Origin of the sequence: Halobacillus hunanensis (genome assembly GCF_900166655.1) — a bacterium.
GTDB lineage: Bacteria > Bacillota > Bacilli > Bacillales > Halobacillaceae > Halobacillus_A > Halobacillus_A hunanensis.
The window spans coordinates 1,445,849-1,471,847 of sequence record NZ_FVZB01000007.1 but is presented as its reverse complement, the minus strand read 5'-3'; the positions used below and the strand labels follow the sequence as shown (position 1 = coordinate 1,471,847).

General features: G+C 40.2%; 26 protein-coding genes and 1 rRNA gene. 20 read left to right on the top strand and 7 right to left on the bottom strand.

The features are described from left to right. The first annotated feature begins 11 nt into the window (after nt 1–11). A 5S ribosomal RNA gene (rrf, locus tag B5354_RS20160) occupies nt 12–125 on the top strand. A gap of 480 nt (nt 126–605) precedes the next feature. On the opposite strand, the gene B5354_RS20155 is transcribed toward rrf, so the two are convergent. Beyond that, the gene (locus B5354_RS20155; RefSeq protein WP_079530572.1) at nt 606–1,586 is read right to left on the bottom strand and encodes a cation diffusion facilitator family transporter; all 981 of its coding nucleotides are present in this window, start codon (nt 1,584–1,586) and stop codon (nt 606–608) included. A 235-nt stretch (nt 1,587–1,821) separates the two neighbouring features. After that, nucleotides 1,822–3,087: a BaiN/RdsA family NAD(P)/FAD-dependent oxidoreductase gene (locus tag B5354_RS20150; RefSeq protein ID WP_079530571.1), complete on the bottom strand. Its 1,266-nt coding sequence runs from the start codon at nt 3,085–3,087 to the stop codon at nt 1,822–1,824. 103 nt (nt 3,088–3,190) lie between these two features. Between B5354_RS20150 and B5354_RS20145 the strand changes: the two genes are divergently transcribed. Both B5354_RS20145 and B5354_RS20140 read left to right on the top strand, forming a co-directional pair. Beyond that, complete coding sequence (locus B5354_RS20145; RefSeq protein ID WP_079530570.1) at nt 3,191–4,822, top strand: putative polysaccharide biosynthesis protein; 1,632 nt, start codon at nt 3,191–3,193, stop codon at nt 4,820–4,822. A gap of 3 nt (nt 4,823–4,825) precedes the next feature. Then, nucleotides 4,826–5,548 (top strand): pseudouridine synthase, encoded by a 723-nt coding sequence (locus B5354_RS20140; RefSeq protein WP_079530569.1) that lies wholly within the window; start codon nt 4,826–4,828, stop codon nt 5,546–5,548. Nucleotides 5,549–5,590: 42 nt separating this feature from the next. On the opposite strand, the gene B5354_RS20135 is transcribed toward B5354_RS20140, so the two are convergent. Continuing rightward, complete coding sequence (locus tag B5354_RS20135; protein ID WP_079530568.1) at nt 5,591–5,830, bottom strand: DeoR family transcriptional regulator; 240 nt, start codon at nt 5,828–5,830, stop codon at nt 5,591–5,593. A gap of 246 nt (nt 5,831–6,076) precedes the next feature. Between B5354_RS20135 and pepV the strand changes: the two genes are divergently transcribed. From pepV to B5354_RS20110, 5 genes are all read left to right on the top strand, one after another. Beyond that, nucleotides 6,077–7,453 carry a dipeptidase PepV gene (gene pepV, locus B5354_RS20130; RefSeq protein ID WP_079530567.1) on the top strand — a complete coding sequence of 459 codons (1,377 nt, stop codon included), beginning with the start codon at nt 6,077–6,079 and terminating at the stop codon, nt 7,451–7,453. Nucleotides 7,454–7,514: 61 nt separating this feature from the next. After that, a complete protein-coding gene (gene thpR / locus B5354_RS20125) occupies nt 7,515–8,099 on the top strand; it encodes an RNA 2',3'-cyclic phosphodiesterase (RefSeq protein ID WP_079530566.1) in 585 nt (194 codons plus the stop codon). Continuing rightward, nucleotides 8,083–8,991, top strand: a complete 909-nt coding sequence (locus B5354_RS20120) for a hypothetical protein (RefSeq protein WP_079530565.1) — start codon at nt 8,083–8,085, stop codon at nt 8,989–8,991. Before thpR ends, B5354_RS20120 begins: the two co-directional genes overlap by 17 nt. Before the next feature lie 50 nt (nt 8,992–9,041). Next, on the top strand, nt 9,042–9,971 hold the full coding sequence (locus B5354_RS20115; RefSeq protein WP_079530564.1) for a diacylglycerol/lipid kinase family protein: 930 nt from the start codon (nt 9,042–9,044) through the stop codon (nt 9,969–9,971). Nucleotides 9,972–10,128: 157 nt separating this feature from the next. Then, complete coding sequence (locus B5354_RS20110; RefSeq protein ID WP_176142543.1) at nt 10,129–10,935, top strand: phosphotransferase family protein; 807 nt, start codon at nt 10,129–10,131, stop codon at nt 10,933–10,935. Nucleotides 10,936–10,982: 47 nt separating this feature from the next. Here B5354_RS20110 and B5354_RS20590 read toward each other — a convergent pair whose 3' ends face one another. Continuing rightward, the gene (locus B5354_RS20590) at nt 10,983–11,144 is read right to left on the bottom strand and encodes a hypothetical protein (protein WP_176142542.1); all 162 of its coding nucleotides are present in this window, start codon (nt 11,142–11,144) and stop codon (nt 10,983–10,985) included. 313 nt (nt 11,145–11,457) lie between these two features. Between B5354_RS20590 and trmB the strand changes: the two genes are divergently transcribed. Both trmB and B5354_RS20100 read left to right on the top strand, forming a co-directional pair. Continuing rightward, a complete protein-coding gene (gene trmB, locus B5354_RS20105; protein ID WP_079530562.1) occupies nt 11,458–12,099 on the top strand; it encodes a tRNA (guanosine(46)-N7)-methyltransferase TrmB in 642 nt (213 codons plus the stop codon). Between the two features lie 68 nt (nt 12,100–12,167). Continuing rightward, nucleotides 12,168–13,022: a YtnP family quorum-quenching lactonase gene (locus B5354_RS20100; protein ID WP_079530561.1), complete on the top strand. Its 855-nt coding sequence runs from the start codon at nt 12,168–12,170 to the stop codon at nt 13,020–13,022. A gap of 63 nt (nt 13,023–13,085) precedes the next feature. Here the strand turns inward: B5354_RS20100 and B5354_RS20095 are convergent, their stop codons facing one another. Beyond that, complete coding sequence (locus B5354_RS20095) at nt 13,086–13,403, bottom strand: PepSY domain-containing protein (RefSeq protein WP_079530560.1); 318 nt, start codon at nt 13,401–13,403, stop codon at nt 13,086–13,088. 149 nt (nt 13,404–13,552) lie between these two features. On the opposite strand from B5354_RS20095, the gene B5354_RS20090 reads away from it, so the two are divergent. The 3 genes from B5354_RS20090 (at nt 13,553) to B5354_RS20950 (ending at nt 15,449) form a co-directional block, all read left to right on the top strand. Beyond that, nucleotides 13,553–14,620, top strand: coding sequence for a M42 family metallopeptidase (locus B5354_RS20090; protein WP_079530559.1), 1,068 nt, complete (start codon nt 13,553–13,555; stop codon nt 14,618–14,620). A 110-nt stretch (nt 14,621–14,730) separates the two neighbouring features. Further along, entirely contained in the window at nt 14,731–15,231 is a 501-nt protein-coding gene (locus tag B5354_RS20085) for a DUF84 family protein (protein ID WP_079530558.1), read from the top strand. A 92-nt stretch (nt 15,232–15,323) separates the two neighbouring features. Beyond that, nucleotides 15,324–15,449 (top strand): hypothetical protein, encoded by a 126-nt coding sequence (locus tag B5354_RS20950; protein WP_281252770.1) that lies wholly within the window; start codon nt 15,324–15,326, stop codon nt 15,447–15,449. Between the two features lie 53 nt (nt 15,450–15,502). On the opposite strand, the gene B5354_RS20080 is transcribed toward B5354_RS20950, so the two are convergent. Further along, a complete protein-coding gene (locus B5354_RS20080) occupies nt 15,503–15,943 on the bottom strand; it encodes a YtoQ family protein (protein WP_079530557.1) in 441 nt (146 codons plus the stop codon). A 162-nt stretch (nt 15,944–16,105) separates the two neighbouring features. Between B5354_RS20080 and B5354_RS20075 the strand changes: the two genes are divergently transcribed. Continuing rightward, on the top strand, nt 16,106–16,636 hold the full coding sequence (locus B5354_RS20075) for a hypothetical protein (protein WP_079530556.1): 531 nt from the start codon (nt 16,106–16,108) through the stop codon (nt 16,634–16,636). Nucleotides 16,637–16,668: 32 nt separating this feature from the next. On the opposite strand, the gene B5354_RS20070 is transcribed toward B5354_RS20075, so the two are convergent. Next, complete coding sequence (locus B5354_RS20070) at nt 16,669–18,828, bottom strand: methyl-accepting chemotaxis protein (RefSeq protein WP_079530555.1); 2,160 nt, start codon at nt 18,826–18,828, stop codon at nt 16,669–16,671. Nucleotides 18,829–18,997: 169 nt separating this feature from the next. Between B5354_RS20070 and B5354_RS20065 the strand changes: the two genes are divergently transcribed. The 6 genes from B5354_RS20065 (at nt 18,998) to B5354_RS20040 (ending at nt 25,933) form a co-directional block, all read left to right on the top strand. Continuing rightward, nucleotides 18,998–20,017 (top strand): PTS sugar transporter subunit IIC, encoded by a 1,020-nt coding sequence (locus tag B5354_RS20065; protein WP_079530554.1) that lies wholly within the window; start codon nt 18,998–19,000, stop codon nt 20,015–20,017. 33 nt (nt 20,018–20,050) lie between these two features. Beyond that, nucleotides 20,051–20,368, top strand: coding sequence for a thioredoxin family protein (locus tag B5354_RS20060; protein WP_079530553.1), 318 nt, complete (start codon nt 20,051–20,053; stop codon nt 20,366–20,368). Between the two features lie 251 nt (nt 20,369–20,619). Then, entirely contained in the window at nt 20,620–21,441 is an 822-nt protein-coding gene (locus tag B5354_RS20055) for a DUF1444 domain-containing protein (protein WP_079530552.1), read from the top strand. Further along, nucleotides 21,442–22,047, top strand: coding sequence for a YtpR family tRNA-binding protein (gene ytpR / locus B5354_RS20050; RefSeq protein ID WP_079530551.1), 606 nt, complete (start codon nt 21,442–21,444; stop codon nt 22,045–22,047). A gap of 160 nt (nt 22,048–22,207) precedes the next feature. Next, the gene (locus tag B5354_RS20045) at nt 22,208–24,709 is read left to right on the top strand and encodes a DNA translocase FtsK (RefSeq protein WP_079530550.1); all 2,502 of its coding nucleotides are present in this window, start codon (nt 22,208–22,210) and stop codon (nt 24,707–24,709) included. Nucleotides 24,710–24,817: 108 nt separating this feature from the next. Further along, complete coding sequence (locus B5354_RS20040) at nt 24,818–25,933, top strand: nicotinate phosphoribosyltransferase (RefSeq protein WP_079530549.1); 1,116 nt, start codon at nt 24,818–24,820, stop codon at nt 25,931–25,933. Nucleotides 25,934–25,999: the final 66 nt, after the last annotated feature.

The window sequence follows — 25,999 nt, the reverse complement described above, 5'->3', positions numbered from 1 at the left end:
TTATAAAATGATGTGGTGGCGACAGCGAAGAGGTCACACCTGTTCCCATGCCGAACACAGCAGTTAAGCTCTTCAGCGCCGATGGTAGTCGGGTCGATCCCCGTGAGAGTAGGACGCGGCCACGTCAATCTAAAAGTCTTGGAAAACTCCAAGGCTTTTTTTGTATGTTTTTGTTCGCCCCCTACCTTATTGGTTGGAATAAATATGGGGGTCTATTTTAATGTATCTTGACTCAGGAGAAAACAAAAAAGCACTCAATTCTCTTTTTGAAGCCAAAAGTTGCCACACCTAAGGAAAAAGAAAAAGAACGAGTGCACAGTCATTTTATCAAAGAATGGTTTGGGGGAAATACAAGAACATGAAAGTATGGGAAGCCTGGACATACGCTGGTATAACTGTATACGTTAAAGGGAAGGTAGACCTCCCTTTCCTGTAAAAACAGTATGAATCGCGCTTACAGTTCATAACTAAAAGGATTTAGAGCCAATGTTATCACAACAGGTTGTTGAGCTCACTTTAATGAAAGCTAAGGTATTCTGAGCTTATTTCCACCACCACATTTGATAGGAAGCAGATTTTGGTGTATGCCACAGGGAAGTTCTTATTTATTCAGAACGATTGTCTTCTTTTGTATCCGTCGACCAGTCTTTCTGATCATTTGATTCTAAGATACCTATAGTAGCATCGACAATACTTTCGTCCTGTAACACTTTTTCTTCTACTTGTGACTTAATGTCATCTGCTTCAGCTAAAGTCATTCCTTTCCTTAATTCAATATAACTTTCCACATGGTAGTCTCTTCCTTCCTGAAGGATACGAAGTTTGTTAATATCTACCACGTTTTCATCATTTAAAATAACTTTAGCTACCCTTTCCTCCACAATTTTAGGCGCTGCGAGACCAATAAGACCGAGGGTGTTTTCATACCCAATTTTTAATGCAATGCCAACGAGTAATATGCCGATAATTAATGTACCTAATCCATCAAGAAAGTAAAGACCAGTAAAGTAAGAGAGTACCACAAAAATTAGAGCGATAGCTGACCCTAGTGTTGCTACAATATCCTCATAGAAAACGAGGCGTGTCGGTGGTGCTGCCAGGCTGACGTTTTTAAATGCATTTGTAAAGATATTACCACCCTCTGACTCAGAACGGCTTTCTTTACCAATTTCCTTCATTACCTTAATAAGAATATAACCATCTACTACAATAGCGATAAATAGTATTCCGACATTTAACCAAATGTTGGAGGAAGGGTGTGGTTCTTGGATCAACTTCCACCCTTTTAAGATGGTTTCATAAGCCATGATCGTAATTATGGTTACAGCAACGAGCACGAAAAGGTTAACAACTCGTCCGAAGCCAGTTGGAAAACGTTTAGTTGGTTCTTTTTCAGCTAACGCACTTCCGAAAAATACGAATCCTTGGTTGGTCGCATCTGCGGCAGAATGAATAGCGGTTGCGAACATAGCTCCACTCCCGCTAACTGCAGCAGCTATCCCCTTGATGATTGCCAACAGTGTATTACCTAGGGCCGCGATACCTGATGATTTATTTCCCTTCTTGAGCAATTTAAAAAAGGCCATAAAAATTTTCACCCTCACAAATTTAATAAGTACCTTCTTATTTTGCTTTAAAAGAGTAATTTTAAACTGAGATTTGCAATAACTTAAAACTTTTTGCACTTGGAGGTATTGAATTACTTAATTGCGAATAAGAAATGATGGTGAGATTTAAGGAGTGACATTGAGACATAAAAAATTCCGGGGGAGTTGGGTTAAACTCTCCCGGAATTTTGGTGATTAAATCAAATTTCGTGTATTAAATGCTCATTGCTTCGTAGGCAGCATGAATACCAGCAACTCGTCCTGTAACCATAGCCGCTGTAATGTTATACCCTCCAGTATACCCGTGGATGTCGAGGATTTCTCCACAAAAATATAGCCGATCCATTAGTTTCGATTGCATCGTATTTGGGACGATCTCTTTTATGGAGACTCCGCCTCCTGTCACAAAAGCTTTTTCGATAGGCTGTGAATCATGTATGGATACTTGAAAGTGCTTTAGCTCGTTTACAAATTCACGTAACTGTTGATTTGAGATGTTTCCTGCTTTGTCCTCCGAATTTACACCAATATGCTGTAGAAGATAATCAAGTAACCGTTCAGGCACTACCCCTTTAACAATATTGCGAAATGACTTCCTGGATTGTTCATTCATTTGCTTGTGAAGCTCATCTATAATAGAGTGTTCATGTCGGTCGGGTAAGCAGTCGATTTCGATAGTTACGGGTTTATGACCTTTCATAAATTCTTTTACTACATATTGCGAACATCTTAAAATAGCCGGACCTGATAATCCGAAATGTGTAAACAGCATGTCCATACGATGAGATATCAACGGTTTATTCTTTTTATTTAATACGGAAACGTTAACATCTCGTAAGGATAGTCCTTGCAGTTCCCTACTTTGAATAAACGAATCTTTTGAGATCAAAGGGACTTCAGTTGGAAATAATTCAGTGATCGTGTGTCCTGCCTTTTTAGCCCACGCATACCCGTCCCCTGTACTTCCTGTATGAGGCACAGCTTTGCCGCCAACGGCTAATACGACAGAACATGTAGCGATTTTCTCCTCGGACTGCAGGATGATTTGGTGTTGTTGATCTTGTCCAAAATGAATTGCTTCAACGGGCGTTTTGGTGCGTAATTCTACATTTAGTTCATCAAGTCGAGCGAGAAGGGCATTGACGACATCCTTTGCTTTATTACTGACTGGAAACATTCGTCCATGGTCCTCTTCTTTTAAATCGACACCAAGTGCTTCAAAAAATTCGATGATGTCATAGTTATTGAAAACAGAAAAAGGGCTGTACAAAAATTTTCCGTTTCCAGGGATATGTCTGATTACCTCGTCTTCAGGCAGTCGATTCGTGACATTACAGCGCCCACCACCTGAGATGGCAAGTTTAGTGCCGAGTTTCTTTCCTTTATCGAGTAGTAATGTTTTCATGCCTTGTTCGGCAGCAGCGATTGCAGCCATTAAGCCTGAGGGACCTCCACCGATGACCGTTACTTGGTAACTCATGTTGTTCTTCCTTTCTTTTAACAGTTAAAACAGTTGTTAACTTGAATTTTATGATAAAATAGATGCGTTCGACTCTACAACAATTGAAGGTGAATAGAATATTATGTCGAAGATTTTAAAAGGTACAATGATTTTGACAGGTGCAACCTTTCTGTCAAAATTTTTAGGTATGATCTATACAATTCCATTTGAACAGATGGTAGGTGCAGAAGGGATAGCGCTTTATTTCTATGCTTATACACCATACAACATTTTATTGAGTTTATCTACACTAGGGGTTCCGATGGCTGTATCCAAGTTCGTTTCCAAATATAATTCGTTGGAAGATTACCAAACGGGACGGGATATGTTTAAATCAGGCATGCAGCTGATGGCTGTTACTGGTATCGTAGCATTTTTGTTCTTATTTTTAAGTGCCGAACAAATTGCCATTCACAGTTTATCAATGGATGAGGGTTCGGCTGCTAAAGTTGCAGACGTAACAATGGTCATCAAAATGGTTAGTTTTGCTTTATTGATTATTCCATGTATGAGTATTATCAGGGGTTTCTTTCAAGGAAATGAATCTATGGCCCCGACCGGAATTTCACAAGTTATCGAGCAAATAGTCCGGATTATATTTTTGCTTATTTCAGTTTATGTCGTGCTATATATAGTAGAGGGCTCTCGTGCAACAGCTATAGGTTTTTCTACTTTCGCAGCTTTTATAGGAGCAGTGGCTTCGTTGCTCGTACTGGCTATATTTTGGAAAAAGCGTAAACCTCATTTAGATAAGCTGGTAGAACAGCAAGAGTACACCTACGATTTATCTAAAAAATCAATGCTTAAGGAGTTACTGGGTTACGCTGGTCCCTTTGTGTTAGTTGGGATCGCTACCCCTTTATATCAGGTCATCGATCAATTTACATTTAACCAGGCGATGTCAGAGGCTGGACTTGGAGAAATTTCCGACTCTTCATTATCAGCTATCCATGTGCTTAGCCATAAACTAGTGATCATCCCTGTAACGTTAGGGATCGGATTATCGCTTGCAATGCTTCCTGCTATTACGAGATCATTTACGAAAGAATATATGACACAGCTAAACCAACAAATTAACCAGGCCCTGCAAATCATTGCACTTCTCATATTGCCTGCTGTGGTTGGACTATCTGTGCTCGCCTATGAGGCTTACGGTTCGTTTTATGGGACATATAAAGTAGATTATTTCGGTACTTTATTAAGATGGTATGCTCCCGTTGGTTTATTTTTTGCATTATACACTGTAACGTCATCAATCTTACAAGGGATTAATCGTCAAAATTTCGCAGTAGTCAGTCTCGGTTCAGGACTCCTTATTAAGATACTTACAAACTCTTGGTTTATCGTTGAGTTTGGAGCCAAAGGTTCAATTATTTCCACAGGATTAGCTGTTCTTGTCGCTGTGTCATTGAACCTATGGCGTATTCATAGAGCGATCGACTTTTCCTTTAAACAAGTGTACAAGAGGACATTGCTCATTGCGATTATCTCGACGATCATGGCAGCCGTTGTCTTTGTCGTTCAATGGTCTATCGGTCTATTGTGGAATCCAATGGAAAGCAGACTGGCTGCATTCTTTATATTAGTATTAGGCGTAGGTTTCGGAGGCATCCTTTATATGTGGATGGCCTATAAAACAACCTTGCTTGAGCGAATTCTAGGCGGCCGTGTCCGGTTCCTCGATAAGTTCTTGCGGCGCAGTCAAAGGGGGTAAGTTATGAGAATCGATAAGTTATTAGCAAATATGGGTTATGGAACACGAAAAGAAGTAAAAGGGTTACTCAGAAGTGGTAATGTAAGAGTCAATGGGCAACCCGAAAAAAATGGGAAGACACATGTGAACCCAGAAGATGATTCAGTAACCGTTATGAATGAGGAGGTCAATTATCGGGAGCATATTTATTTAATGCTTAATAAACCGGGGGATCTGATTTCAGCCACAGAAGATGCTCATGATATGACCGTGATTGATATTTTGCAGCCAGAGGACCAAGTCTTTTCGCCATTTCCTGTTGGCAGATTAGATAAAGATACGGAAGGTTTACTTTTAATTACTAACGATGGCCAACTGGCTCATCGTTTAACCACACCAAAGAAAGATATTGGTAAAACTTATTATGCTGTCATTGAAGGTGTTGTAACAGAGGAAGATGTTACAAAGTTTAAACAGGGAGTCACTCTTGATGATAGCTACGTTACAAAATCAGCTGACCTGAACATTCTTCAGTCGGATCATGTCTCTGAAATTGAATTGACGATTACTGAAGGTAAATTCCATCAAGTGAAGCGGATGTTTGAAGCGGTTAACAAAGAAGTTACGTATTTGAAGCGAATGCAAATGGGTAGTCTGAAGCTTGACCCAGAACTTGAGCTTGGGGAGTATAGAGAACTCACTGATGAGGAAATTGAATATTTAATGACCATTACCAAAATGGATTAGCAAAAAAACACCCGGATCTATTCCGGGTGTTCTATCTATTCGTCATGAAATTTTAACTTTTTTCTCTGTTGTTGTCCACTTTCCACGGTGCGGACTTGAAACAAGTCCGTTGTATTCCAAAATGCTTAAGTCCCTTTGCATTGTTCGGTCAGTGATACCGAACTCCTCAGACAACTGCTGGGTCGTAACCGTTCCTTGTTCATTAATGTACAAGTAAACAGCCTTGATTCGATTTAGCATACGGGATGATGGATGATTCAAAAAACCACTCCTTATTGTCATTCATTGGAATTCTCGCGGTGCTAGTGAATGTATGAAGTTATCTCTATATTACAACAATCAAACCCAAACGGCTAGAAAAACCAATTAAATTTACAGACTTTTCGTCAAATTTAACAATAAGTTAAAGATAGAGAGCGGGTATAGGATGTTTTTATTAGAAAAACTTCTGTAAACCTGACTAAGCATAATTGTATGTCGTATGTAATCACCCTGCTTACCAAAGAATATGAAAAAGGGAGGATTTGTATGAACTTTAATTCCTTGAGCCATCAATATAAATCAGAATTTATCGAAAAGACTATGGAACTAATCCGTATTCCCAGCGTTTATAGAATTAGCGAAGAATATCCTTATGGTAAAGACATTGATCAAGCTTTGCAAACTATGTTGAAGATAGCTGAGGAGGACGGTTTTAGAACAAAGAATATGGAAAGTCATGCTGGACATATTGAATTTGGCCAAGGGGAAGAAATTCTTGGTATTCTTGGTCATCTGGATGTTGTCCCTGCTGGAGAGGGATGGGAGACAGATCCATTTTCACCTGTTTTAAAAGATGGGAACCTTTATGGAAGAGGGGCTCAAGATGATAAAGGTCCAGTAATGGCGGCTTATATTGCCATGAAACTCTTAAAGCAACAGGGGTTTCAGCCAAATAAACGCGTGCGTCTTATCCTTGGTACGGATGAAGAAAGGGACTGGCAGGGCATTGAGCATTATTTTAAGCACGAGTCCATGCCTGAATTCGGTTTTTCTCCGGATGCTTCTTTTCCAGTTATTAATGCAGAAAAAGGTTTACTAGACACATATGTAAAGATCCCTTTACCAGAGAAGACGGAGAATGATTTTGAACTAGTAACACTAGATAGTGGAGACCGTCTTAATATGGTTCCGTCCCGGGCTAAGGCGAGTATCAAAACAATTGATAGCTTAGACGATTCGTTCCATTCCTTTCTGAGGAATAAAGCAATAATAGGGGAGATAAGTAAGCAGGATGGGGAAGTAATCTTGACTATGGAAGGTGTTTCTGCTCATGGAAGCAGTCCGGATAAAGGAAGAAGTGCTGCCCTTCTTATGGTGGAGTATCTGCAGCAACTTCCTTTCTCATCAGAGCAGCGAATCATTCTTACCCATCTTTATGACAGATTACATGATTATTCTGGCGAAAAGATAGGGTTAAAGTGTGCTGATTCTTCTGGTGATTTAACACTTAACGTAGGTTTCATTAGCTGGATTAAAGGACAAGAATGTCAGGTGGGAATCAATACCCGTTATCCTGTTTCAGTCGATGGGGACACAGTTATAACCAAATTATCACAGTTTGCTAAGGAAGCAGGAGGAACGTTGGAAACATATGATCATTTGCCTGCTCTTTATGTAGAAGCAGACCACCCTTACGTCCAAACATTACTAGCTATTTATAACAACGCTGCAATGGAAGAAGAGAATGTACAATCAATTGGCGGTGCAACTTATGCCAGATCACTTTCTTTCGGGGTAGCTTTTGGAGCTTTATTTAAAGACAGTCCTGATACAGCCCATCAGGAAAATGAGCATGTCCGAATTAAAGATATGGTGAAGGCGATCGCTATTTATGCTGAATCGATTTATCAGTTAACCAAATAATCCTTACTTTTATCTGTCGTCAGTACGGTTGATAGAATCATCTAAAAAGGAGTGTATTTTGATGGGAGATCATCATTATTTTATTGGGATTCCACTTTCAAATGCAATGCGAGATGAATTCACAGCTCTACAACAACTGCTCAAGCAAGACATGTCTTATAAGAACTGGACCCATCCAGAAGATTTTCATATTACGGTAAAGTTTTTGGGGGCCTGTGCAAATCCGGTTCTTGAGACTATTAAACAGCAATTGATGGGTTATTTGTGGCCGCAGCCATTTGAATTAAGTCTTGGACCTGCCGATACTTTTGGTAAGCATGAACATCCAAGAGTGTTTCATATTTCAGTGGAATCTTCTTCGGCTCTAATGATGATCCATGAAGGCGTAGAACAAATTTGTGAACAGACAGGTTTCGTAAGGGAAAAGAGAAAGTTTTCGCCTCATGTAACCTTAGCGAAGAAGTGGATTGACGGTCTGTCTCCGTTGGCGGCTGAGGAAGTCGATTCCAGGTTTATGAGGCGTTACTTAATGGACATCGACCGCTTTTGTCTTTACCGAGTACACCCTCAACAGTCTCCAAAGTATGAAGTGGTATATGAAGTTAGGCTGCCCCGTGGAGGTGGAGTTGGTGGCACAGTTAATTAAATTGTATGATTATATTTCGCGCTATGAAACCAATATGTATCAATATTCCAGCCAATACATCCGTTTGAAGCTGGAAAACTGGAAAAAGATAAAGCATCGTTGGGAGCAGGGAGAACTTCATCCTAACGAAGAGGATGGAGAATCTCTCTATGAGAGAGAAGGCCGTGACAAAACGTGGCTTCGTTTTTTCAGAAAAGAAAAGGCAGAATACGATGTGGGGACACCCGAAGAACCCTGGACCCCAGCGACAATGATGGAACTTAAGCAATATTTTCTAGACGGGGTCCTCCCCTTCCAAGTTAAATGGGCTTCGACAACTATACAAAAGAAATCGTTCATAGAAAAAACAATTTATAAAGATCAAATGCTAAAAATGCTGCTCCAACGTCTGCCTGACACATTTCTAGTAATGTATTACCCTGTGGTGGAAATTAAGTCTGTACCGGTTGAAGCGGAAATTTTGATCATTGGTCCTCACGAAGTTGAAATTATTTCAGTTATGGAAGTTCCTGATGTGACCATGATCTATCCATCCAGTGAGTCAAGCTGGCAAGTAGAGAAAATGGGAGAACATGCGAAAGTATTTAGTCCAATGCATGGTTTAAAGAGAACAGAAACCTTTGTGAGAAGTGTCCTTCATACGTATGCGCTTGATTTTTCCTTTCATAAAGTCGTACTGGCACCTTCGCACACTTTTGATGGAGCGAAACCCCCTTTTCTGACTTCCTACATTGATTCAACAAACTTTTCTGATTGGCTTGATAAGAAAAGAAAATTAAATGCTCCGCTGAAACATAAACAGTTAAAAGCAGCTAATTTACTTATGCGCCATACTAAGACAATAGCCTTTAAGCGACCAGAATGGGAAACTGATGAAACGAGCGAAAAATAGCGCTAAGTAGTCTTGTGCAGCCATTTCATACATAAATAGGAGAAATGTGAATGTATATTATTATTGTGAATCCAGCGGCAGGAAATGGCAAGGCGAAACGAGTGTTTAATAGGATCCAGAAAGAACCGTTATATAAACAGAAAAACTGCCGATCGTTTCATACGAATAGAAGCGGTCATGCTGAACGGCTGGCAGAGCAGATTTCCGCGATTCATTATGAAAGTATTGAGGCTGTTATGGTTATTGGAGGAGACGGAACGCTTCATGAAGTGTTAAATGGCTTGGCGAAATATCCAGAGCTGCCTATTGCTATGATTCCAGCAGGGTCTGGCAATGACTTTGCAAGAGGAATTGCATTTAAATTATCTGGTGTTGAACTTTTTAAAAAGGTTGTTACGAATCCGAAACGGGTCGTGATAAGTCCAGGAACTTATCTTCTAAATGAAAAGCACGAACATCAGAAGCGATTTTTTATTAACAGTGTAGGGATTGGATTAGATGGGAAAGTTGTAGCCCTTGCTAATCGACCGACCTATAGAAAAGTGATGAAGCGACTGCATCTACACTCGCTAAGTTACATTGTGTCATTGCTGTGGAACGTTATTAAACTAGAACCAGAACATTTGGAAGTAGAAATTGATCACCGTAAAGTTGTATTCCCACAGGCGATAATGCTTACTGTGCCGAATCACTCTTATTTCGGAAAAGGGATGAGAATCTCTCCTCAAGCTGATATTCATCAGCCAACATTTCATACTATATTTATTGAGCCATTGCCTAAATGGAAAGTGATGACTTTATTTATGTTCGTATTTATAGGGCAGCACACCCGGTTAAAAAAAGTGCACGAAATAAAGGGAGCATATATAAGAATTACTGCTAGAAAAAGTTTGCACATGCAAGTGGACGGAGAACAGGAAGTTTGTAATCAGTGTATAATACAACAAGCTGATCAAGAACGAATCTTGTATGGAGGATAAGTTTTCGCTTGAATGTAGGTGGCCTTTTGCGTTAGTCTATTAGAAGGTGTCTTAAAATATACAGTTGTGAGATGGACTATAGATTTTTTACTAGATACGGTATACTGATTGAAGATAATAATGTGATGCCATCACAGAGAGATTTGAGGAATTGAAGGTGAATTGGTTGGAGCACATATTAGGAAGCAACTGGAAAATAACGCCCGCTGGAGGTTCCACGGGTGAAGCATACTATGCTCAAAACGGGGGAAAGCGTTTATTCTTAAAACGTAACTCTTCACCTTTTCTTGCCGTTCTTTCTGCTGAAGGAATCGTGCCGAAGCTTATGTGGACGAAAAGATTAGAAAACGGGGATGTTATCACAGCTCAGGACTGGCTCGAGGGACATGAGTTAAGTGCTGAAGAAATGAAACATCCCAGAGTAGCTGCGTTACTAAGTAAAATTCACCATTCTTCTGAACTATTAGACATGCTCATGAGATTGGGGAAACACCCTTTAACCCCACATGAAGTACTAACAGATTTAAAGGAAAATCAAAAGATACTAGGTCAGGTGGAGCCGCGTATTGAAATCCATCAAGCGATTCATTACTTAGAAAACCATGTACAAGAAGTAGAATTTGCCCGTCATGTGGTATGCCATTGCGATACAAACCATAATAATTGGCTGCTTTCCTCAAGAGATCAGTTGTATTTAATCGATTGGGATAATGCTATGGTGGCTGACCCAGCATTGGACCTGGGAATGCTTCTTTACTCTTATATCCCTCAGCAAGACTGGGATCGGTGGCTGAATCAATATGGTGTAGAACCGAATGCTCATTTGTTTAAAAGAATGACATGGTATGCAGTCTCTCAATCACTAGCATTCATTCAATGGCACATGATGCGGGGCGAATATAAAGAAGCTTCAAATAGAATGATTAAATTAGGGGAAATGATGATTCATCACGAAATCATCTAACATAAAAAAACTTGCGTTAGAATTTCTAACGCAAGTTTTTTTATGGTTTACTGGGAGATAGCTGAATACTTCAGTTTCTTTTCACGTACTTCCGAACTCATTTTTTCGTTTAACTTTTCAAAAGGGTATATAAGTAAAGCGTAGCCTGCAAATAGTACAGAGAAAACCGCAAGTACAGTCAATTCGATCATTCCGATAATTAAATTCATTCGTTTACACTCACTCCTGTTTTGATTGTAGTTGACTAGCTTTGTTCTGACTTCCCTATGTTCCGGACCGTTCATAATTGATATAACGATTTCAATCATATATCAGGAAGCGCTTACAACCCAATAGGTAATTTTTGCGAAATAGCGGGTTGTAACGGTATGGCACATCTTGATACGGATATAACTGTCACATGATTACTAATTTAACTGTATAAGCGTACATACATCTTTTTTCTTCACATTTATAAAAAACTTTAACAAATTCCATAATTCGTGATAAGCTTTTAACGGATAAAAGGAGGAATTTCAACCAATGCGTTTAAGACATAAACCCTGGGCAGACGATTATATGGATGATAACAGTCATATTGTAATCCGCAGCCCTTTTGAATGGAAAGACAGATGGAATGAAGCGTTTGATAAGGATCAACCGCTTCATTTAGAAATAGGGTCAGGTAAAGGGCAATTTATCGCTGGTATGGGGAAGCAGCATCCTGACATAAACTTCATTGGTATTGAGCGTGTAAAAAGTGTTATTGTAGGAGCTTTAAAGAAGGTACTAGACGCGGAAACGGAGAACGTTCGCCTGATTAATGAAGATGCTCAAGACTTGCGTGACCTTTTTGCACCGAATGAAGTCGACCATATTTATTTGAATTTCTCAGATCCTTGGCCAAAAAGCCGCCACGAAAAAAGAAGACTTACCTTCCACACATTTCTAGAGCAGTATGAGGATGTATTAAAGCCTGGTGGCGAGTTGACGCTTAAAACCGATAACCGTGGATTATTCGAGTACTCTCTGGCCAGTTTTTCACAATTTGGAATGGTCCTTGAAGAAGTTTCTTTGGACCTTCATGAACTTGAGGATTCCCTGAATGTTCCTACAGAATATGAAGAGAAGTTTTCAGCTAAAGGTCAGCCGATCTATCGATGTAAGGCCCGCTTTAAAGATTGATAACGTTTTCAAAATATTTCTCTCCTATGGTAGAATAGCTTCATAACAGAGTAGAGGAGGAGAAAGTGTTGGAAACAATGAAAATAGGCAGGGCCACATTAACGTGGTTAAATGGCGGAGTAACCCATTTGGATGGTGGAGCTATGTTTGGGGTCGTTCCTAAACCGCTTTGGAGTCGTAAATACCCTGTAAATGAGAAAAATCAAATTGAATTACGCACTGACCCAATATTATTACAAGTAGATGGTAAGAATATGATCATTGATTCGGGGATTGGCAAGGACAAGCTGACAGATAAAGAGAAGCGTAATTTCGGGGTGTTAGAAGAATCAGGTATTGAGCAAAGCTTAGAAGAAGCAGGTTTAACAAAAGAAGATATTGATTTCGTATTGATGACACATTTACATTTTGATCATGCCTGCGGATTGACGTCCTGGGATAAGGGACAACTCGTGCCAACCTATCCAAATGCAAAAATCTTCACGAGTGAAACGGAATGGAACGAAATGAGAAATCCAAATATGCGCTCAAAAAATACGTATTGGGAATCAAATTGGAAGCCTGTTGAATCACTTGTACATACGTTTGTAAATTCCTTTGAGGTTTTACCGGGCTTACGCATGGTTCATACAAGCGGTCATAGCGATGGTCATTCCATTATCATCTTTGAAGATGCCGGTGAGACATTTATTCACATGGCAGACATCATGCCGACTCACGCTCATCAGAATGTGCTTTGGGCTTTGGCTTATGATGATTTCCCTGTAACCTCTGTACACGAAAAGAAGAAGTGGATGGATTTCGGTTATGGCAAGGAAGCCTGGTACGTTTTTTACCATGATGCTCAATACCGCGCGATAAAGTTTGATCAAAACGGTGAAGTGATGGAACATTTGAAACGAGTGGTACATGCATATGAATAAAAGAACCCCCCGCACTGAATAATAATCAGGCGGGGAGATTCTTATATTTGAAATCGTATTTAGTTAGGCTGTTGCTTCTTCTACATCAACAATTGTGCCTGTTTCTGAATCAATGAAGAACTCATATTGAGAGGTTTCGCCATCCTGGTTTTTAGAAATTCCACCACGATATACTTCATAGTTGATTCCATTTTTGTTTAACTCTTCTGGCTTCATGTAAATCCATGAACCGCTGATAGGTCCTTGCTTTTTAAATGCTTCTTTAGCAATTTTTAAAGCTTTTTCAGGAGTGACACCTTGTTTGTTTGCCACTTGTTCTTTTACAACATAACCAGCAAGTGCTCCAACACCAGCAGCTATTGCAACCTTTTTCCAATTCATAGTTCACTCACCTCAAATCTATATTCTATTTTTAGTATACTAGAATTTCCTTCTAAAAGGAAATCATAAAGATAAAAAACTGATTTGTAGAAACGTTCTTACTTTTTCGTTAAACTATAATATAGAAATTAAAAAGGAGAGTACATATCATGAATCAAGAGACTCAGGATCTTTTTAAAACACTTACAGAACTACCGGGTGCACCTGGAAATGAACATCATGTGCGAAAATTTATGAAAAGAGAATTGGAACATTATTCAGATGAAATTATCCAGGATCGTTTAGGCGGTGTGTTTGGCGTCCGTCACGGCAAAGGGCCAAAGGTAATGGTTGCTGGTCACATGGATGAAGTAGGATTTATGGTTACTCAAATTACCAAGAATGGGATGCTTCGTTTTCAGCCTTTAGGCGGCTGGTGGAATCAAGTGTTACTGGCACAGCGTGTCCAAGTGCTGACAGACAAGGGGCCTGTTGTTGGAGTGATCGGTTCGATTCCCCCTCATAATTTAACACCTGAGCAGCGTAAAAAACCGATGGAAATGAAACACATGCTGATTGATATCGGTGCGGATGATAAAGATGATGCAGCGGCCATCGGCATCAAACCTGGTCAATCCATTTTGCCTATTTGTCCGTTCACACCTATGGCAAATGACAAGAAGATATTAGCTAAAGCGTGGGATAACCGTTATGGATGCGGCTTGGCGATAGAATTGTTAAAAGAATTACAAGGGGAGAAGCTAGCCAATCAACTTTATTCAGGAGCGACTGTGCAGGAGGAAGTTGGATTGAGAGGGGCTCAAGCAGCTTCACAAATGATTAAGCCAGATATTTTTTATGCCCTGGATGCTTCTCCGGCTAATGATATGAGTGGAGAGGATAAAGAATTCGGTCAACTGGGTAAAGGGGCTCTCCTGCGTATTCTTGATAAGTCGATGGTGACTCACCGCGGCATGAGAGAATTCGTTTTGGATACAGCGGAAACGAACGATATCCCTTACCAATATTTTGTCTCTCAAGGGGGGACAGATGCAGGACGCGTTCACGTAACAAACAATGGTGTTCCTTCAGCTGTTGTTGGAATTTGTTCGAGATATATCCATACTTCTTCATCGATCATTCATATCGATGACTATGAGGCCGCTAAAGAACTGATCACAGCACTTGTGAAATCTACTGATCAAAATACAGTTGATGCTATTAGATCAAATGTATAGCCTGTAAATGAGTAAAGCCGTAAGGCCGCACCCTGTTTCATACTTTACATGGTGCGGCTTTGTGCTATGCTAGAAACTGAAATTTTTTAATGAGGAAGGTGTCGACACCTGTGAAAATTTATATAGGTTCACTTAACCCGACCAAGATTGATTCGGTTAAGCAAATCTTTGCAGAGGATGAAGTTATTGGGGTGGAAGCACAATCAAAAGTAGCCGCCCAGCCTTTTTCAGACGAAGAAACGTTAGAAGGAGCAATTAATCGTGCGCGTGAGTGTGCAGCTCTCAAGAAAAGTGACATCGGAGTTGGATTAGAAGGTGGTGTTATGGAAATAGAGGACGAATGGTACCTTTGTAATTGGGGAGCGCTTGTAGATCAAAAAGAAAACGTGTATAAAGCTAGCGGGGCGCGAATACCACTGCCTGAGGAAATTAAAAAGGGACTTCAGACAGGAAGAGAGCTTGGAGAGTTAATTGATGTGTACACAGAGAAGACAGACGTACGAAAATGTGAAGGGACGATTGGCGTCTTCACAAACGGTTTGGTGCAACGCGAAGAAATGTTTGGACACGTAGTCAAACTTTTGAGAGGCCAATGGTTATACGACCAATAGTTAGAAAGACATCCTTTAGTAAGGGGTGTTCTTTTTTTAATTCATCAATTTCGCGTAATGAGACAGACTACAGAATAAGGAGGTTATGGTAAATGAAAAATAAATCTAAAAACAAAAGTAAAGAAGAGCTGAATGCTTTATCAAAACCTTTGGCCAGAGCTAATAAAAAGGATGAGAAAAAAATAAGAACCGGTCCTGATCATCCATCCACTTACTAAAATTTTAGAAGAGCCTGCCGAAGTAATTGGGCAGGCTCTGATCATGGAAAGGGTTATTCGTAAACATACGCTAGTACTTTTAATGCTTGTTCAATCGTTTCAACTGTAACCGTGGCTTGATTGGACAATTCTTTTAATGGATGAATCAGGGACTTTGGTCTGATTAAGATTAGTGGTTTGTTTGACTGAAGAGCAAGGCCTGCATCCATCGCGGTATTCCACTGTTTGTACTCTTCTCCAAATAAGGCGATGACAGCATCTGCCTTGGAAAGTAACAGTTGAGTTCGGAAATTATTGATACTTGAAGCGGCATCATCCCGATATTCCTTTCCTGGCTGCTGACCTAAGATGTCTTCTCCAATACTGTCAGAACGTTCATGGTTCACCTGTGGACCTACAAATTGAATGGACATATTCTTCCTCTTAGCCCTATCCTTCAGTTCATTGCGCCAATCGTCATGAATTTGACCAGCTAAATAAATAGTGAGTTCCATACAATCCCCCTCCTTAAACATTGAATCTACTTCTAGTATGTTGTTCAATACAGCCTGTTGTCCAGAAATTCAGCTTCGATTGGATAAATTTAACCCTTGTTAAATTAAATCGACATAGTATGATAAAGTTAGACAAAACAGATACAAGGAGAGATATTGACGATGTATTTGATGAAGGGGATGCTTTTCATAGTAATGGCAATGCTCCTTGGTGGATGCAGTTTCATGCTTTCTGAAAAAGAAGCAATTAGTCAGACAAAAGAAGCCTCTTTGAAAGCGTTCGAACAAGAAAATATGAAGCCAAACTATGATGGACAAGCGTTATCTATGTATTTGCCTGACTCAATGGAAGTTAAACAGCAGGCTAATAATAATATAGTTATAAAAGAAGGTAGTGATCAAACATACATTCTTTTTTATAATGCAATGGAAACACAGGCCAGTCGTTTGAATTATAAAACGGCTTCAACCATAGATGAAAATTTATTGTTACAGTCTTATAAGGATAAAGATCGGTTTAGCTACGTACGTGTTTTGCCTCTGAACGAGAAGGAAGAATATGAGCTTCAAGTCAGTGTAGGCGGTGTGAAAATTACAACCTACACTGAAAAAGGTCAGCTTGCTTCAGACTCAGAGAAAATGATGAAAATTGCCAACTCTGTGCAATATTCTGGCAACCTTGTCAGAGAATAATAATAAGCCCGCTCCTTAGAGCGGGCTTATTATTATGAGGATTTTCTTTCGTCATTGTATAATTCTTCTTCCTTTATTTTTAAATCATTTTCTTCTTCTAGTTGTAATAGGGTTTGTTCTTGATCGGTTTCGATATTCTCTTCCTCGGTTTTTTCCACAAGACTATCGTCAACGCTGACCACCTCATCCAATAAATCCTCGTCTATGTCCCTATTTTCAAGGATGGTAAATTGGCTGACCTCTGATGATAATTCTTGTGAGAGCGCTTGTAAAACTGTTGCCGCCTGATGGACTTGTTCTATGGAAGTAAGTTGATTCTCACTTGAAGCTGCTACCTCTTCAGCGGTTGCTACGGCTTCTTCTGAGATAATACTAATATCGTGAAGTTTACGTATTACATCTTCATTTACAGTTTCAGCACCATTCACAGCCGTATTAACCTGATTAATCTGATGATTCATATCTTGAACGTACGAAGAGATACGTGTGAATGCTTCTTTAGTTTGAAGCACCGCCTTATTTTGTGATGTTTGATAGTTATCAAATTGATCGGCGTCCGTAGAGAGTCTGTTCATTTGCTTAGACATATTTAAGACAAGCTCGTGAATCCTTCCTGCTTCCTGTTTGGATCGCTCCGACAGTTTTCTTACCTCATCTGCTACTACTGCAAACCCTCTTCCAGCTTCACCTGCACGTGCTGATTCAATAGCTGCATTAAGGGCTAATAAATCAGTACTATCTGCAATATCCTCTATCGTTGCGACAATTTTCTTTACTTCTTCCGACTGTTTAGATGCAGATTGAACTTTGCTGGACATATGTGAAGCAAGTTCAATAAAGGAATTAGAGGTCTGTTCTAGTTGTATGACTGTTTGTAATCCATCTTTTCCTTCTTTGTCTGCTTCTTGTAAGCGGTGGGTTATATCTTCCGTAGCCAGCTGTGTATCTTTGATTGCTTCTGAAACATGCTCGATCAGCTTCGTTGTTTCTTCAATTTTCTGAGCTTGATCCTGAGAACCTACAGCTACTTGATTAATAGCATCATTAACCTCATGTGCCTGTGTGGCAGATTGGTCAGATACTAGAGTCAAATGATCGGAAGAAGTATTAAGTACACCTGAAGCTCCTAACACTTTCTGAACAGAGCCCTCCATTTTTTTAGCCATAATATTGAGTTGGTTCGCGATGTCAGCCATTTCATCCTTAGAATCTAACTGGATGCGATGAGAAAGGTCCCCATCTCCAATGATCCTTGTGCTTTTTTTTAGTGTACTGACTGATTTTGTTATAGAGTGAATTAAGATATAGCCCGTACTTAAGGTTACGAGTAAAGCAATACCACCTAGTACGAATAAGAAAATCATAATAAAGTTCTTCATTGAGCTTTGTTTTGTTAAGATTTGTTCATTGATGGCTTCTGCAGAAACAATAGCCTGATTCACTAGGTTCGATATATTGACTGAGGTCTCTTCGAAAGAAGCTCTTACCTTAGCAGCCTGATTATAGGTGCTATGTACGGTATTTAAGGATTGTTCATATTTAAGTAAAGTTCGATTTAAATCGGTGGCTTGTTCATCAGGCATACTTATTGACTCCGCAACTTGTTCAAATGACTGTGAGCTTTTTTTAAAATTTGATAAATGTTCTTCTGTTGGCTGGTTTAGAAAGGTCTGTTCTTTGAGTTTCATTTGTAATAAAGCTGATTCAAGTTCTGGTTCATTGATGGTTGTGACTAGATCGTTAAAAGATTGATAGGATTCATTGATAAATTTATACATTCCTTCTGTTTCCGTGAACCCAAGTAATTTAAATGCATTGATCAGTGTTTCAAGTTCCTGCTGATATTGTTTGGCGCGATCAGCAATGGAAGAGAATTCCTTTGATACATCTCCATATGAATTGTAGCGGTCGGCGTAGGTTTGGGCATTTTCCCTGACTAGTGATATAGACCCTGTAATGGCTTCAGCCGTTTCCTTGCTTGGATTTGTAAAGAAATCTTGTTGTGCCTTGGCAGTGTCCGTCATTAAATACTTAATTTCTGTACTTGCGGTTAATGCACTCTGGATTTGTCTGCTCTCGTCAGCTATCTCTGTCTGTTTCGTAAAGAAGTATGTAGAAAATCCTATCAGAACTAGTAAGCTGATTAAAGCCAATACAACGATAAATCGAACTCGGCTTCTTAATGTTTTCATAATTTCCCCCCTTCTGTATGTATCGGAAGTTTTTTCATAATTTCAACTAAATAGGACTAAATAATTACGAAGGGTACCTAAACTAGTGAAAGGTTAATAAATGAGCGTGTGTATTTACACGTGTTTTATTATAATGTAAAATGTATGCGTTATAGAAAGAGGGGACTTTATGAAAAATTTCTTAGAGAGAAAAGGCGTACATATATCGGTGCACTCTTATTTAATAACGGCTTTAAGCTATATGGCCTTAGGTTTGTTTTCATCATTAATTATTGGATTGATTATTAAAACAATTGGACAGCAGATTCCTTTCTTTGCTTCATTCATAGAGTTGGGCAACTTCGCTATGGATACAAAAATTTGGGGCGGGGCGATAGGAGTAGCAATCGCCTATGGATTGAAAGCACCTCCTCTTGTTATTTTTGCAGCCTTGTTTAGCGGGGCCTTTGGGGCTGATTTAGGTGGTCCAGCGGGAAGTTATATTTCTGCTTTATTTGCGACTGAAGTTGGAAAGTTAATTAGTAAAGAGACGAGAGTGGACATCATCTTAACGCCGTTCGTAACGTTAACAGTAGGGTTCTTTACCGGGAAGTTCATCGGTCCGCCCATTGACCAATTTATGACAGGATTTGGGGAAATCATTAACTGGGCTACCGCTCAACAACCTTTTATAATGGGAATCATTGTGGCTGTGCTGATGGGGCTTGCTTTAACAGCACCGATCTCAAGTTTAGCTATTGCGATTATGTTATCGATTGATGGACTGGCAGCTGGTGCGGCTACCATTGGTTGTGCGGCACAAATGATCGGGTTTGCCACGATAAGTTATCGGGACAATGGATTAGGAGGGTTCATAGCTCAAGGGATTGGCACATCGATGCTTCAGGTTGCAAACATTGTTAAAAAGCCGGTCATACTTCTGCCTCCTACCGTTGCCGGTGCTTTGCTTGCCCCCGTTGCGACGGTTTGGTTGGAATTGGAAAACAATGCTTCGGGTGCAGGAATGGGGACAAGTGGATTAGTTGGGCAAATTATGACCTTTCAGACTATGGGGTTTTCATGGGAGATGGCTGGTATCGTCCTGATTCTTCATTTCATTGCCCCTGCCGTCATTAGTTACTTGATTGCGATCTGGCTTAGGGGAAGAGGGCTGATCCAGGATGGTGACATGTTAATTGAATATGAATAGGCGTGTGCTAAAATAAGCGTTGGAGGTGTAAGAATGATTACTTTAGAATCAGATGGTCAGTTAAAAGAACTAATAAACGAGAATCAAACTATTTTGTTATTTTCTGCTGACTGGTGTCCGGACTGTCGTGTAATTGAGCCTGTTCTTCCAGATATTGAAGAACGTTTCAAAGAGTGGACGTTTGTCTACGTTGACCGTGACCAGTTCATTCATGTTTGTGGTGAGCATGATGTCTTTGGGATTCCAAGCTTTGTAGCTTTTCAAAAGGGAGAAGAGGTAGGCCGCTTTGTCAGCAAGGATCGGAAAACACAGGAGGAAATCGAATCATTTATTTCCAATATCAAATCGTAGAGGCTGGGACAAAGGCGGCTGTTGAGCCTCCTCGTGCTAGCGCACTGCGGCGGCTCACCTAGGCCTTTCCTCCCGCAGGAGTCTCCGTATATTTTCTCCGCTAAAGCAGCACATTGTTCGCCTTCTCACTTAAGAAGTGTAGTTATGTCCCAGCCTCTTCTTTTTTGGCAGCACCTGAGTGTATTAGCTGCATCGTATATGCTAAAATGGATTGCGGAATCATTCTTCCATTATAGAAGGAGGAAGAGAATATGAAAATGACCAGTATTAAGATGAAGAATATTCTCCAAGAACGATTGCAGCGTGACGAATGGAAAACGGTGTACAATCGTGATAAAGATACGTTCAGAGTAGAATGGAAAGATTCAGGAAAAGGAATTACAATCACCCTTCCCAATGTGGTTTCAAAATACGAAAATCGTGGTGAACAAGCTGTTGATGAACTAGAGGTTCATGTTCAAGAGGCATTAAGAGTCATGAATGAAACCCATGAACTTTCGGGAAAGGAACAGCATATTTATCCTGTTATACGTGCGGCTTCTTTTCCAACCGAGACAGAGACCGGCAAGAAATTAGTGGTAGATGAACATACAGCTGAAACAAGGATATATTATGCATTGGATCTCGGTAAATCCTATCAACTTATTGATAAAGATATGTTGGAGAGAGAGCATTGGACAGAAGAACGCATGAAAGAAATTGCCAGCTTTAATGTTCGCTCCCTGTCTGTTGACTTGAAAAAAGATACAGTATACGGTAACGACTTTTACTTTCAATCAGCACAGGATGGATACGATGCGAGCAGAATATTAAATGAAGTTCTTCTAGAGAAGTTAAAAGTTGAATTTGAGGGCGAACTAGCGATTAGTATTCCTCATCAGGATGTCATTATTTTTGCAGACATTAAGAATCCGGAGGGCTATGATATTCTGGCTCAAATGGCGATGAAGTTTTTCGCGGAAGGACTTGTTCCTGTAACTTCATTATCATTCTTGTACGAAGATAAACAACTTGAACCAATTTTTATACTTGCTCAAAAAAGACCTAAGCAAAATAGAAAGGGCGATGAATGAATGGATGTGTTTTATAACCCGAAAGGAATAGGGGACGTTTTGCTCGTTCCAGTTAAAGATGGGGACCGCTTGACGACTCGTTCAAAGACTCATGGTGATATTGTAAAGATTACGAATAACCAGGATGGATCTCTCCTTGGTTACAATATCTTTAATGCTTCTAATCATTTGTCTATAAAAGGGGAAGGGAAGCTGCGACTGACAGAAGAGCTTCTTGATCAATTGCGAACATTGTTTAAACAGGAGCAGTTAGATGATTCGCTTGATTTTGATTTGTCACCAAAGTTTGTAGTTGGTTATGTGGTAGAGAAAGGCCCTCATGAGAACGCAGACAAACTTAGTGTCTGCCAGGTCGATGTAGGCAGTGAAACCTTGCAAATTGTATGTGGAGCTCCTAATATTGAACAAGGTCAGAACGTCGTCGTTGCAAAAGTTGGGGCAGTAATGCCTGGCGGTATGAAAATTAAAGATGCTGCATTGCGTGGAGTACCCTCTAGCGGAATGATTTGCTCAGCAAGAGAACTGGAACTCGAAAATGCACCGCAGGAAAAAGGCATCTTAGTATTAGAGGAAGACTATGAGACCGGACAACCATTTGAATTTTAAGATAAATTTGGAAGCAAAGGGAACTTATGAACTAAGCCCTTTGCTTCTTTTTCTGCAATTGGTTCATATTTTAAACATATTGTAAACCAAAATCGGTCTAAAACCTGTTAGAATGAATATACCCTCTATCCATTATGTACATAAAGAGAGTGTGATAAATATGTGGAACGAATTTAAGAATAAATTTAAGGGATTGTTTGATTCTGATGAGGAACGGACACAAAGACCGAAATCACAAGATCAAAAAAGAAACCATCATGAGTCAAATGCTAACACAAAAATGACCTATAAATACCCTAAATCAGGGAACTTTCGTTTCCCTGTAATACCTGATGCTTCACAACAAAGTAATCATGAGAAACCAGCTTATAAAACACGTTCAAAAAAGCGAGAGCAAGATAAAAAGCGAGAAAGTAATTACGAAAGTTTTACTAAGGAAAATAAGGAAGCTAAGAAAGAAAGAGAAGGTACGTACAGAAGATCACCTGAAAAGTCCAGGCAGCCCAAACCTAAACCTAAGCTGCCGGAAACATCTTCCCAGCCATTTACACCGAGTGATGTTCCTTCACCTATTTATGGGTACCAGCCCCGGGCAAACCCGGTAGGTAATGAAATGGAGACAGAATATAAAAAGCATGAGCCAAGCAACTCCTCTCAATCTTTAAGTATGGAGCAAGCCAGGAGTGATGAAGCACAGTGGCAGGCAATTCGTCAAAGAATGCGCGGAAAGATAGATGAAGGTAAAAAGCGTGAAAAACGCCCTGTATCGCTGCATAGGCAAGCGGCTAAACCTGAAGTAAGCGATCCGCCAATTCAGGAGTCTGATCAATATAGTGACAAGACTGAGAAAAATGAATCACCTATGAATGAGTTGCCAAATGAAAAGAAGGCGATAAATAACACCCTGGACACCATTTCTACAGAAGAGGAAACTACAACCAATGTAAGTGAAGAAACTAAAGCAACTACAAGCAGTGAGTCTATAACAAAGCAAGACAATGAGCCCAGTTCGTCAAAGGAGACTGTCGAATCTCTTCCCAAGTCAAAACCTGTAAAAGCGCCTGATCGTTCTGCAAAGCAAGGTTCACGTGTGCCATTTAATGTAGTGATGACACCTCGTGATAAACGAAGCAGAGATCAGCAAAAAAAAACTCTATTAATGGAAAACGATGAGCAGCCTATCGCAGTTGAAGAAGACAGTGATAATGTAGAAGAGCACCATCCTGAAGCAGGTGCGAGACTGGAATATTCCACGCCGCTCCATTTGTTAAATGATCCCGTAAAGAAATCTTCGGATGATCAAACGTGGATCCATGAACAGATGGAATTGCTGGAGACAACCTTGCGTCAATTTCATGTAAAGGCTAAGGTAGTACATGCTATGAAAGGGCCAGCAGTAACTAGGTTTGAAGTTCAGCCTGAGCCAGGTGTAAAGGTAAGTAAGATTACAAATCTAGCAGATGATATCAAGCTGAGTATGGCTGCCAGGGACATCCGAATTGAAGCGCCTATACCAGGGAAACAGGCGGTAGGTATAGAGGTGCCTAATCAACAGGCAGAAATGGTTGGTTTACAGAAGATTTTTGAATCCGAAGCATTTAGAAATGACTCATCTCCTCTATCTGTTGCCTTAGGTTTGGATATTGGTGGCGACTCAGTTGTGACAAACCTGAAGAAAATGCCGCATGGACTCATTGCAGGGGCCACAGGTTCAGGGAAGAGTGTGTGCATAAATACCATCTTAATCAGCCTGCTATACAAGGCACACCATGAAGATGTGAAGTTCCTTTTGATTGATCCAAAAATGGTAGAACTTGCTCCATATAATAATCTTCCTCATCTCGTTTCTCCGGTAATTACAGATGTAAAAGCAGCCACGACTGCTTTGAAATGGGCGGTCAAAGAGATGGAAGAGCGTTATGAAAAGTTTGTAGCTGAAGGGGCAAGGGATGTTGAGCGGTATAATGAAAAGATGATCCAGCAGGGCAGAAGGTCCGAGAAGCTGCCTTATCTCGTTATTGTCATAGACGAACTGGCTGATCTAATGATGGTTTCACCGCAGGATGTGGAGGACTCTATTTGTAGAATTGCCCAAAAGGCCAGGGCATGCGGAATTCACTTATTAGTAGCAACGCAGCGGCCATCTGTAGATGTAATCACGGGATTAATTAAAGCTAATATCCCGACTCGAATTGCTTTCAGCGTTTCTTCACAAGTAGATTCCAGAACGATTATCGATACAGGCGGGGCGGAAAAGCTGCTTGGTAAAGGAGATATGTTGTTCATAGAAAATGGTTCTGGGCGTTCTGTCCGGATCCAGGGTGCCTTCGTTTCAGACGATGAAATTGAACGGATTACCGGATATGTGAAGAAAATAGCACCGCCAAATTACTTATTTGAGCAGGAAGAGCTGATCAAGCAGATTTCGAACGAAGAGGAGACAGATGCTTTGTTTGAAGAAGCTGTACATTTTGTAATTGATCACAATGGAGCAAGTGCCTCCTTGCTGCAACGGCGCTTTAAAGTTGGATATAACCGTGCTGCCCGGTTGATTGATCAAATGGAGGATTATGGGATCATCTCCGAACAAAAGGGCAGCAAGCCGAGGGATATTCTCTTAAATAAGCAGCAAGTAACCGAGGTGATGGGGAATATGACCTAAAATCCTCTGTTCCAAACTGTGAAAGCTCTTGTTAAAAATGTATCAATTCTATATCATTATACAAAGAATGAAGGTTTAACAGATCCTAACTTTTTAAGGAGTAAAATGATGAAAGAAATTGAAAGTAAATTAAATGGCGAGATTTCTCGTTTGACGAATAAAACATTTAAATTTGATGAGCGTGTAGCTGAAGGATGGTTTTCAGCTGTATATTTTTTAAAAACGAAAGAAATTATTGAAGAACATTTAGCAGATAACGTGGTAACGATGCAATTTTTCCAAAAAGAGCATAACGCTGTGTTATGCGGAACGGATGAAGCGATAGCTCTGATCCATACGTTTTCAGATCATCCTGAGGAGCTTGAAATACGATCCTTAAAAGATGGCGATAAGATCAGCCCTTATGAAACAGTTTTGACAATCACAGGTCCTTACCAGTACTTTGGCTTTTTAGAAGGTATTCTCGATGGGATCTTGGCACGACGCACATCCGTGGCTACGAATGTGTACAACGTGGTAAAAGCTGGTCGAACCTCTGGTAAGCAAAAACCGGTTATTTTCATGGGGGATAGAGACGACCATTTTACACAGCAGGCGGGAGATGGGTATTCTGCCTTTATTGGTGGTTCCACAGCCCAGGCTACTCATGCTATGAATGAGTGGTGGGGGAAAGAAGGAATGGGCACGATGCCCCATGCTTTGATCCAAATGTTCAGAGGCGACGTTGTTGCAGCCAGCAAAGCCTATCAAAGTCAATTTCCTGAAGACAAGCTTATGGCACTAGTAGACTATAATAATGATGTCATTACGGATTCCCTGCGAGTTGCTCGTGAATTTGGCGATGACCTTGTAAGTGTGAGGCTGGATACCTCCCGAAATTTAGTTGATAAATATTTCCTGAGAAATCAGCACTTGATGGGGACCTTTGATCCTAGAGGGGTTAATCCGGAGCTGGTTTTCGCTCTACGTAAAGCTCTTGATCAAGAAGGGTTTGAACACGTGAAAATTGTTGTTACAGGTGGATTTACCGAAGATCGAATTCGTTCGTTTGAAGAATTAAACGTACCTGTAGATATGTACGGCGTAGGCGGAAGCCTTTTGAAAATAGGAATCGGATTTACAGGGGATAACGTTAAAGTTAATGGCAGCCAAGAGGCGAAAGAAGGCAGACGTTATAAACCTAATCCTCGCCTTGAACTTGTTGATTTTATTGGAAATGAATAAGGGGTAAAGCCTGTTTCATATGAAAGCCGTTGCTGAAGCTTGCTCTTTCAAGGAGTAAGCTTCATA

Excerpts from the sequence above, each read along its gene's own strand:
- B5354_RS20590 (WP_176142542.1), bottom strand. The coding sequence starts at position 11,144 with ATGAATTTAATTATCGGAATGATCGAATTGACTGTACTTGCGGTTTTC.
- B5354_RS20055 (WP_079530552.1), top strand. The coding sequence starts at position 20,620 with ATGAAAATGACCAGTATTAAGATGAAGAATATTCTCCAAGAACGATTG.
- B5354_RS20060 (WP_079530553.1), top strand. The coding sequence starts at position 20,051 with ATGATTACTTTAGAATCAGATGGTCAGTTAAAAGAACTAATAAACGAG.
- B5354_RS20150 (WP_079530571.1), bottom strand. The coding sequence starts at position 3,087 with ATGAGTTACCAAGTAACGGTCATCGGTGGAGGTCCCTCAGGCTTAATG.
- B5354_RS20135 (WP_079530568.1), bottom strand. The coding sequence starts at position 5,830 with ATGACAATAAGGAGTGGTTTTTTGAATCATCCATCATCCCGTATGCTA.
- B5354_RS20155 (WP_079530572.1), bottom strand. The coding sequence starts at position 1,586 with ATGGCCTTTTTTAAATTGCTCAAGAAGGGAAATAAATCATCAGGTATC.
- B5354_RS20040 (WP_079530549.1), top strand. The coding sequence starts at position 24,818 with ATGAAAGAAATTGAAAGTAAATTAAATGGCGAGATTTCTCGTTTGACG.
- pepV (WP_079530567.1), top strand. The coding sequence starts at position 6,077 with ATGAACTTTAATTCCTTGAGCCATCAATATAAATCAGAATTTATCGAA.
- B5354_RS20090 (WP_079530559.1), top strand. The coding sequence starts at position 13,553 with ATGAATCAAGAGACTCAGGATCTTTTTAAAACACTTACAGAACTACCG.
- B5354_RS20045 (WP_079530550.1), top strand. The coding sequence starts at position 22,208 with ATGTGGAACGAATTTAAGAATAAATTTAAGGGATTGTTTGATTCTGAT.
- B5354_RS20070 (WP_079530555.1), bottom strand. The coding sequence starts at position 18,828 with ATGAAAACATTAAGAAGCCGAGTTCGATTTATCGTTGTATTGGCTTTA.
- B5354_RS20145 (WP_079530570.1), top strand. The coding sequence starts at position 3,191 with ATGTCGAAGATTTTAAAAGGTACAATGATTTTGACAGGTGCAACCTTT.
- B5354_RS20115 (WP_079530564.1), top strand. The coding sequence starts at position 9,042 with ATGTATATTATTATTGTGAATCCAGCGGCAGGAAATGGCAAGGCGAAA.
- trmB (WP_079530562.1), top strand. The coding sequence starts at position 11,458 with ATGCGTTTAAGACATAAACCCTGGGCAGACGATTATATGGATGATAAC.
- B5354_RS20095 (WP_079530560.1), bottom strand. The coding sequence starts at position 13,403 with ATGAATTGGAAAAAGGTTGCAATAGCTGCTGGTGTTGGAGCACTTGCT.
- B5354_RS20140 (WP_079530569.1), top strand. The coding sequence starts at position 4,826 with ATGAGAATCGATAAGTTATTAGCAAATATGGGTTATGGAACACGAAAA.
- B5354_RS20080 (WP_079530557.1), bottom strand. The coding sequence starts at position 15,943 with ATGGAACTCACTATTTATTTAGCTGGTCAAATTCATGACGATTGGCGC.
- thpR (WP_079530566.1), top strand. The coding sequence starts at position 7,515 with ATGGGAGATCATCATTATTTTATTGGGATTCCACTTTCAAATGCAATG.
- ytpR (WP_079530551.1), top strand. The coding sequence starts at position 21,442 with ATGGATGTGTTTTATAACCCGAAAGGAATAGGGGACGTTTTGCTCGTT.
- B5354_RS20075 (WP_079530556.1), top strand. The coding sequence starts at position 16,106 with ATGTATTTGATGAAGGGGATGCTTTTCATAGTAATGGCAATGCTCCTT.
- B5354_RS20065 (WP_079530554.1), top strand. The coding sequence starts at position 18,998 with ATGAAAAATTTCTTAGAGAGAAAAGGCGTACATATATCGGTGCACTCT.
- B5354_RS20950 (WP_281252770.1), top strand. The coding sequence starts at position 15,324 with ATGAAAAATAAATCTAAAAACAAAAGTAAAGAAGAGCTGAATGCTTTA.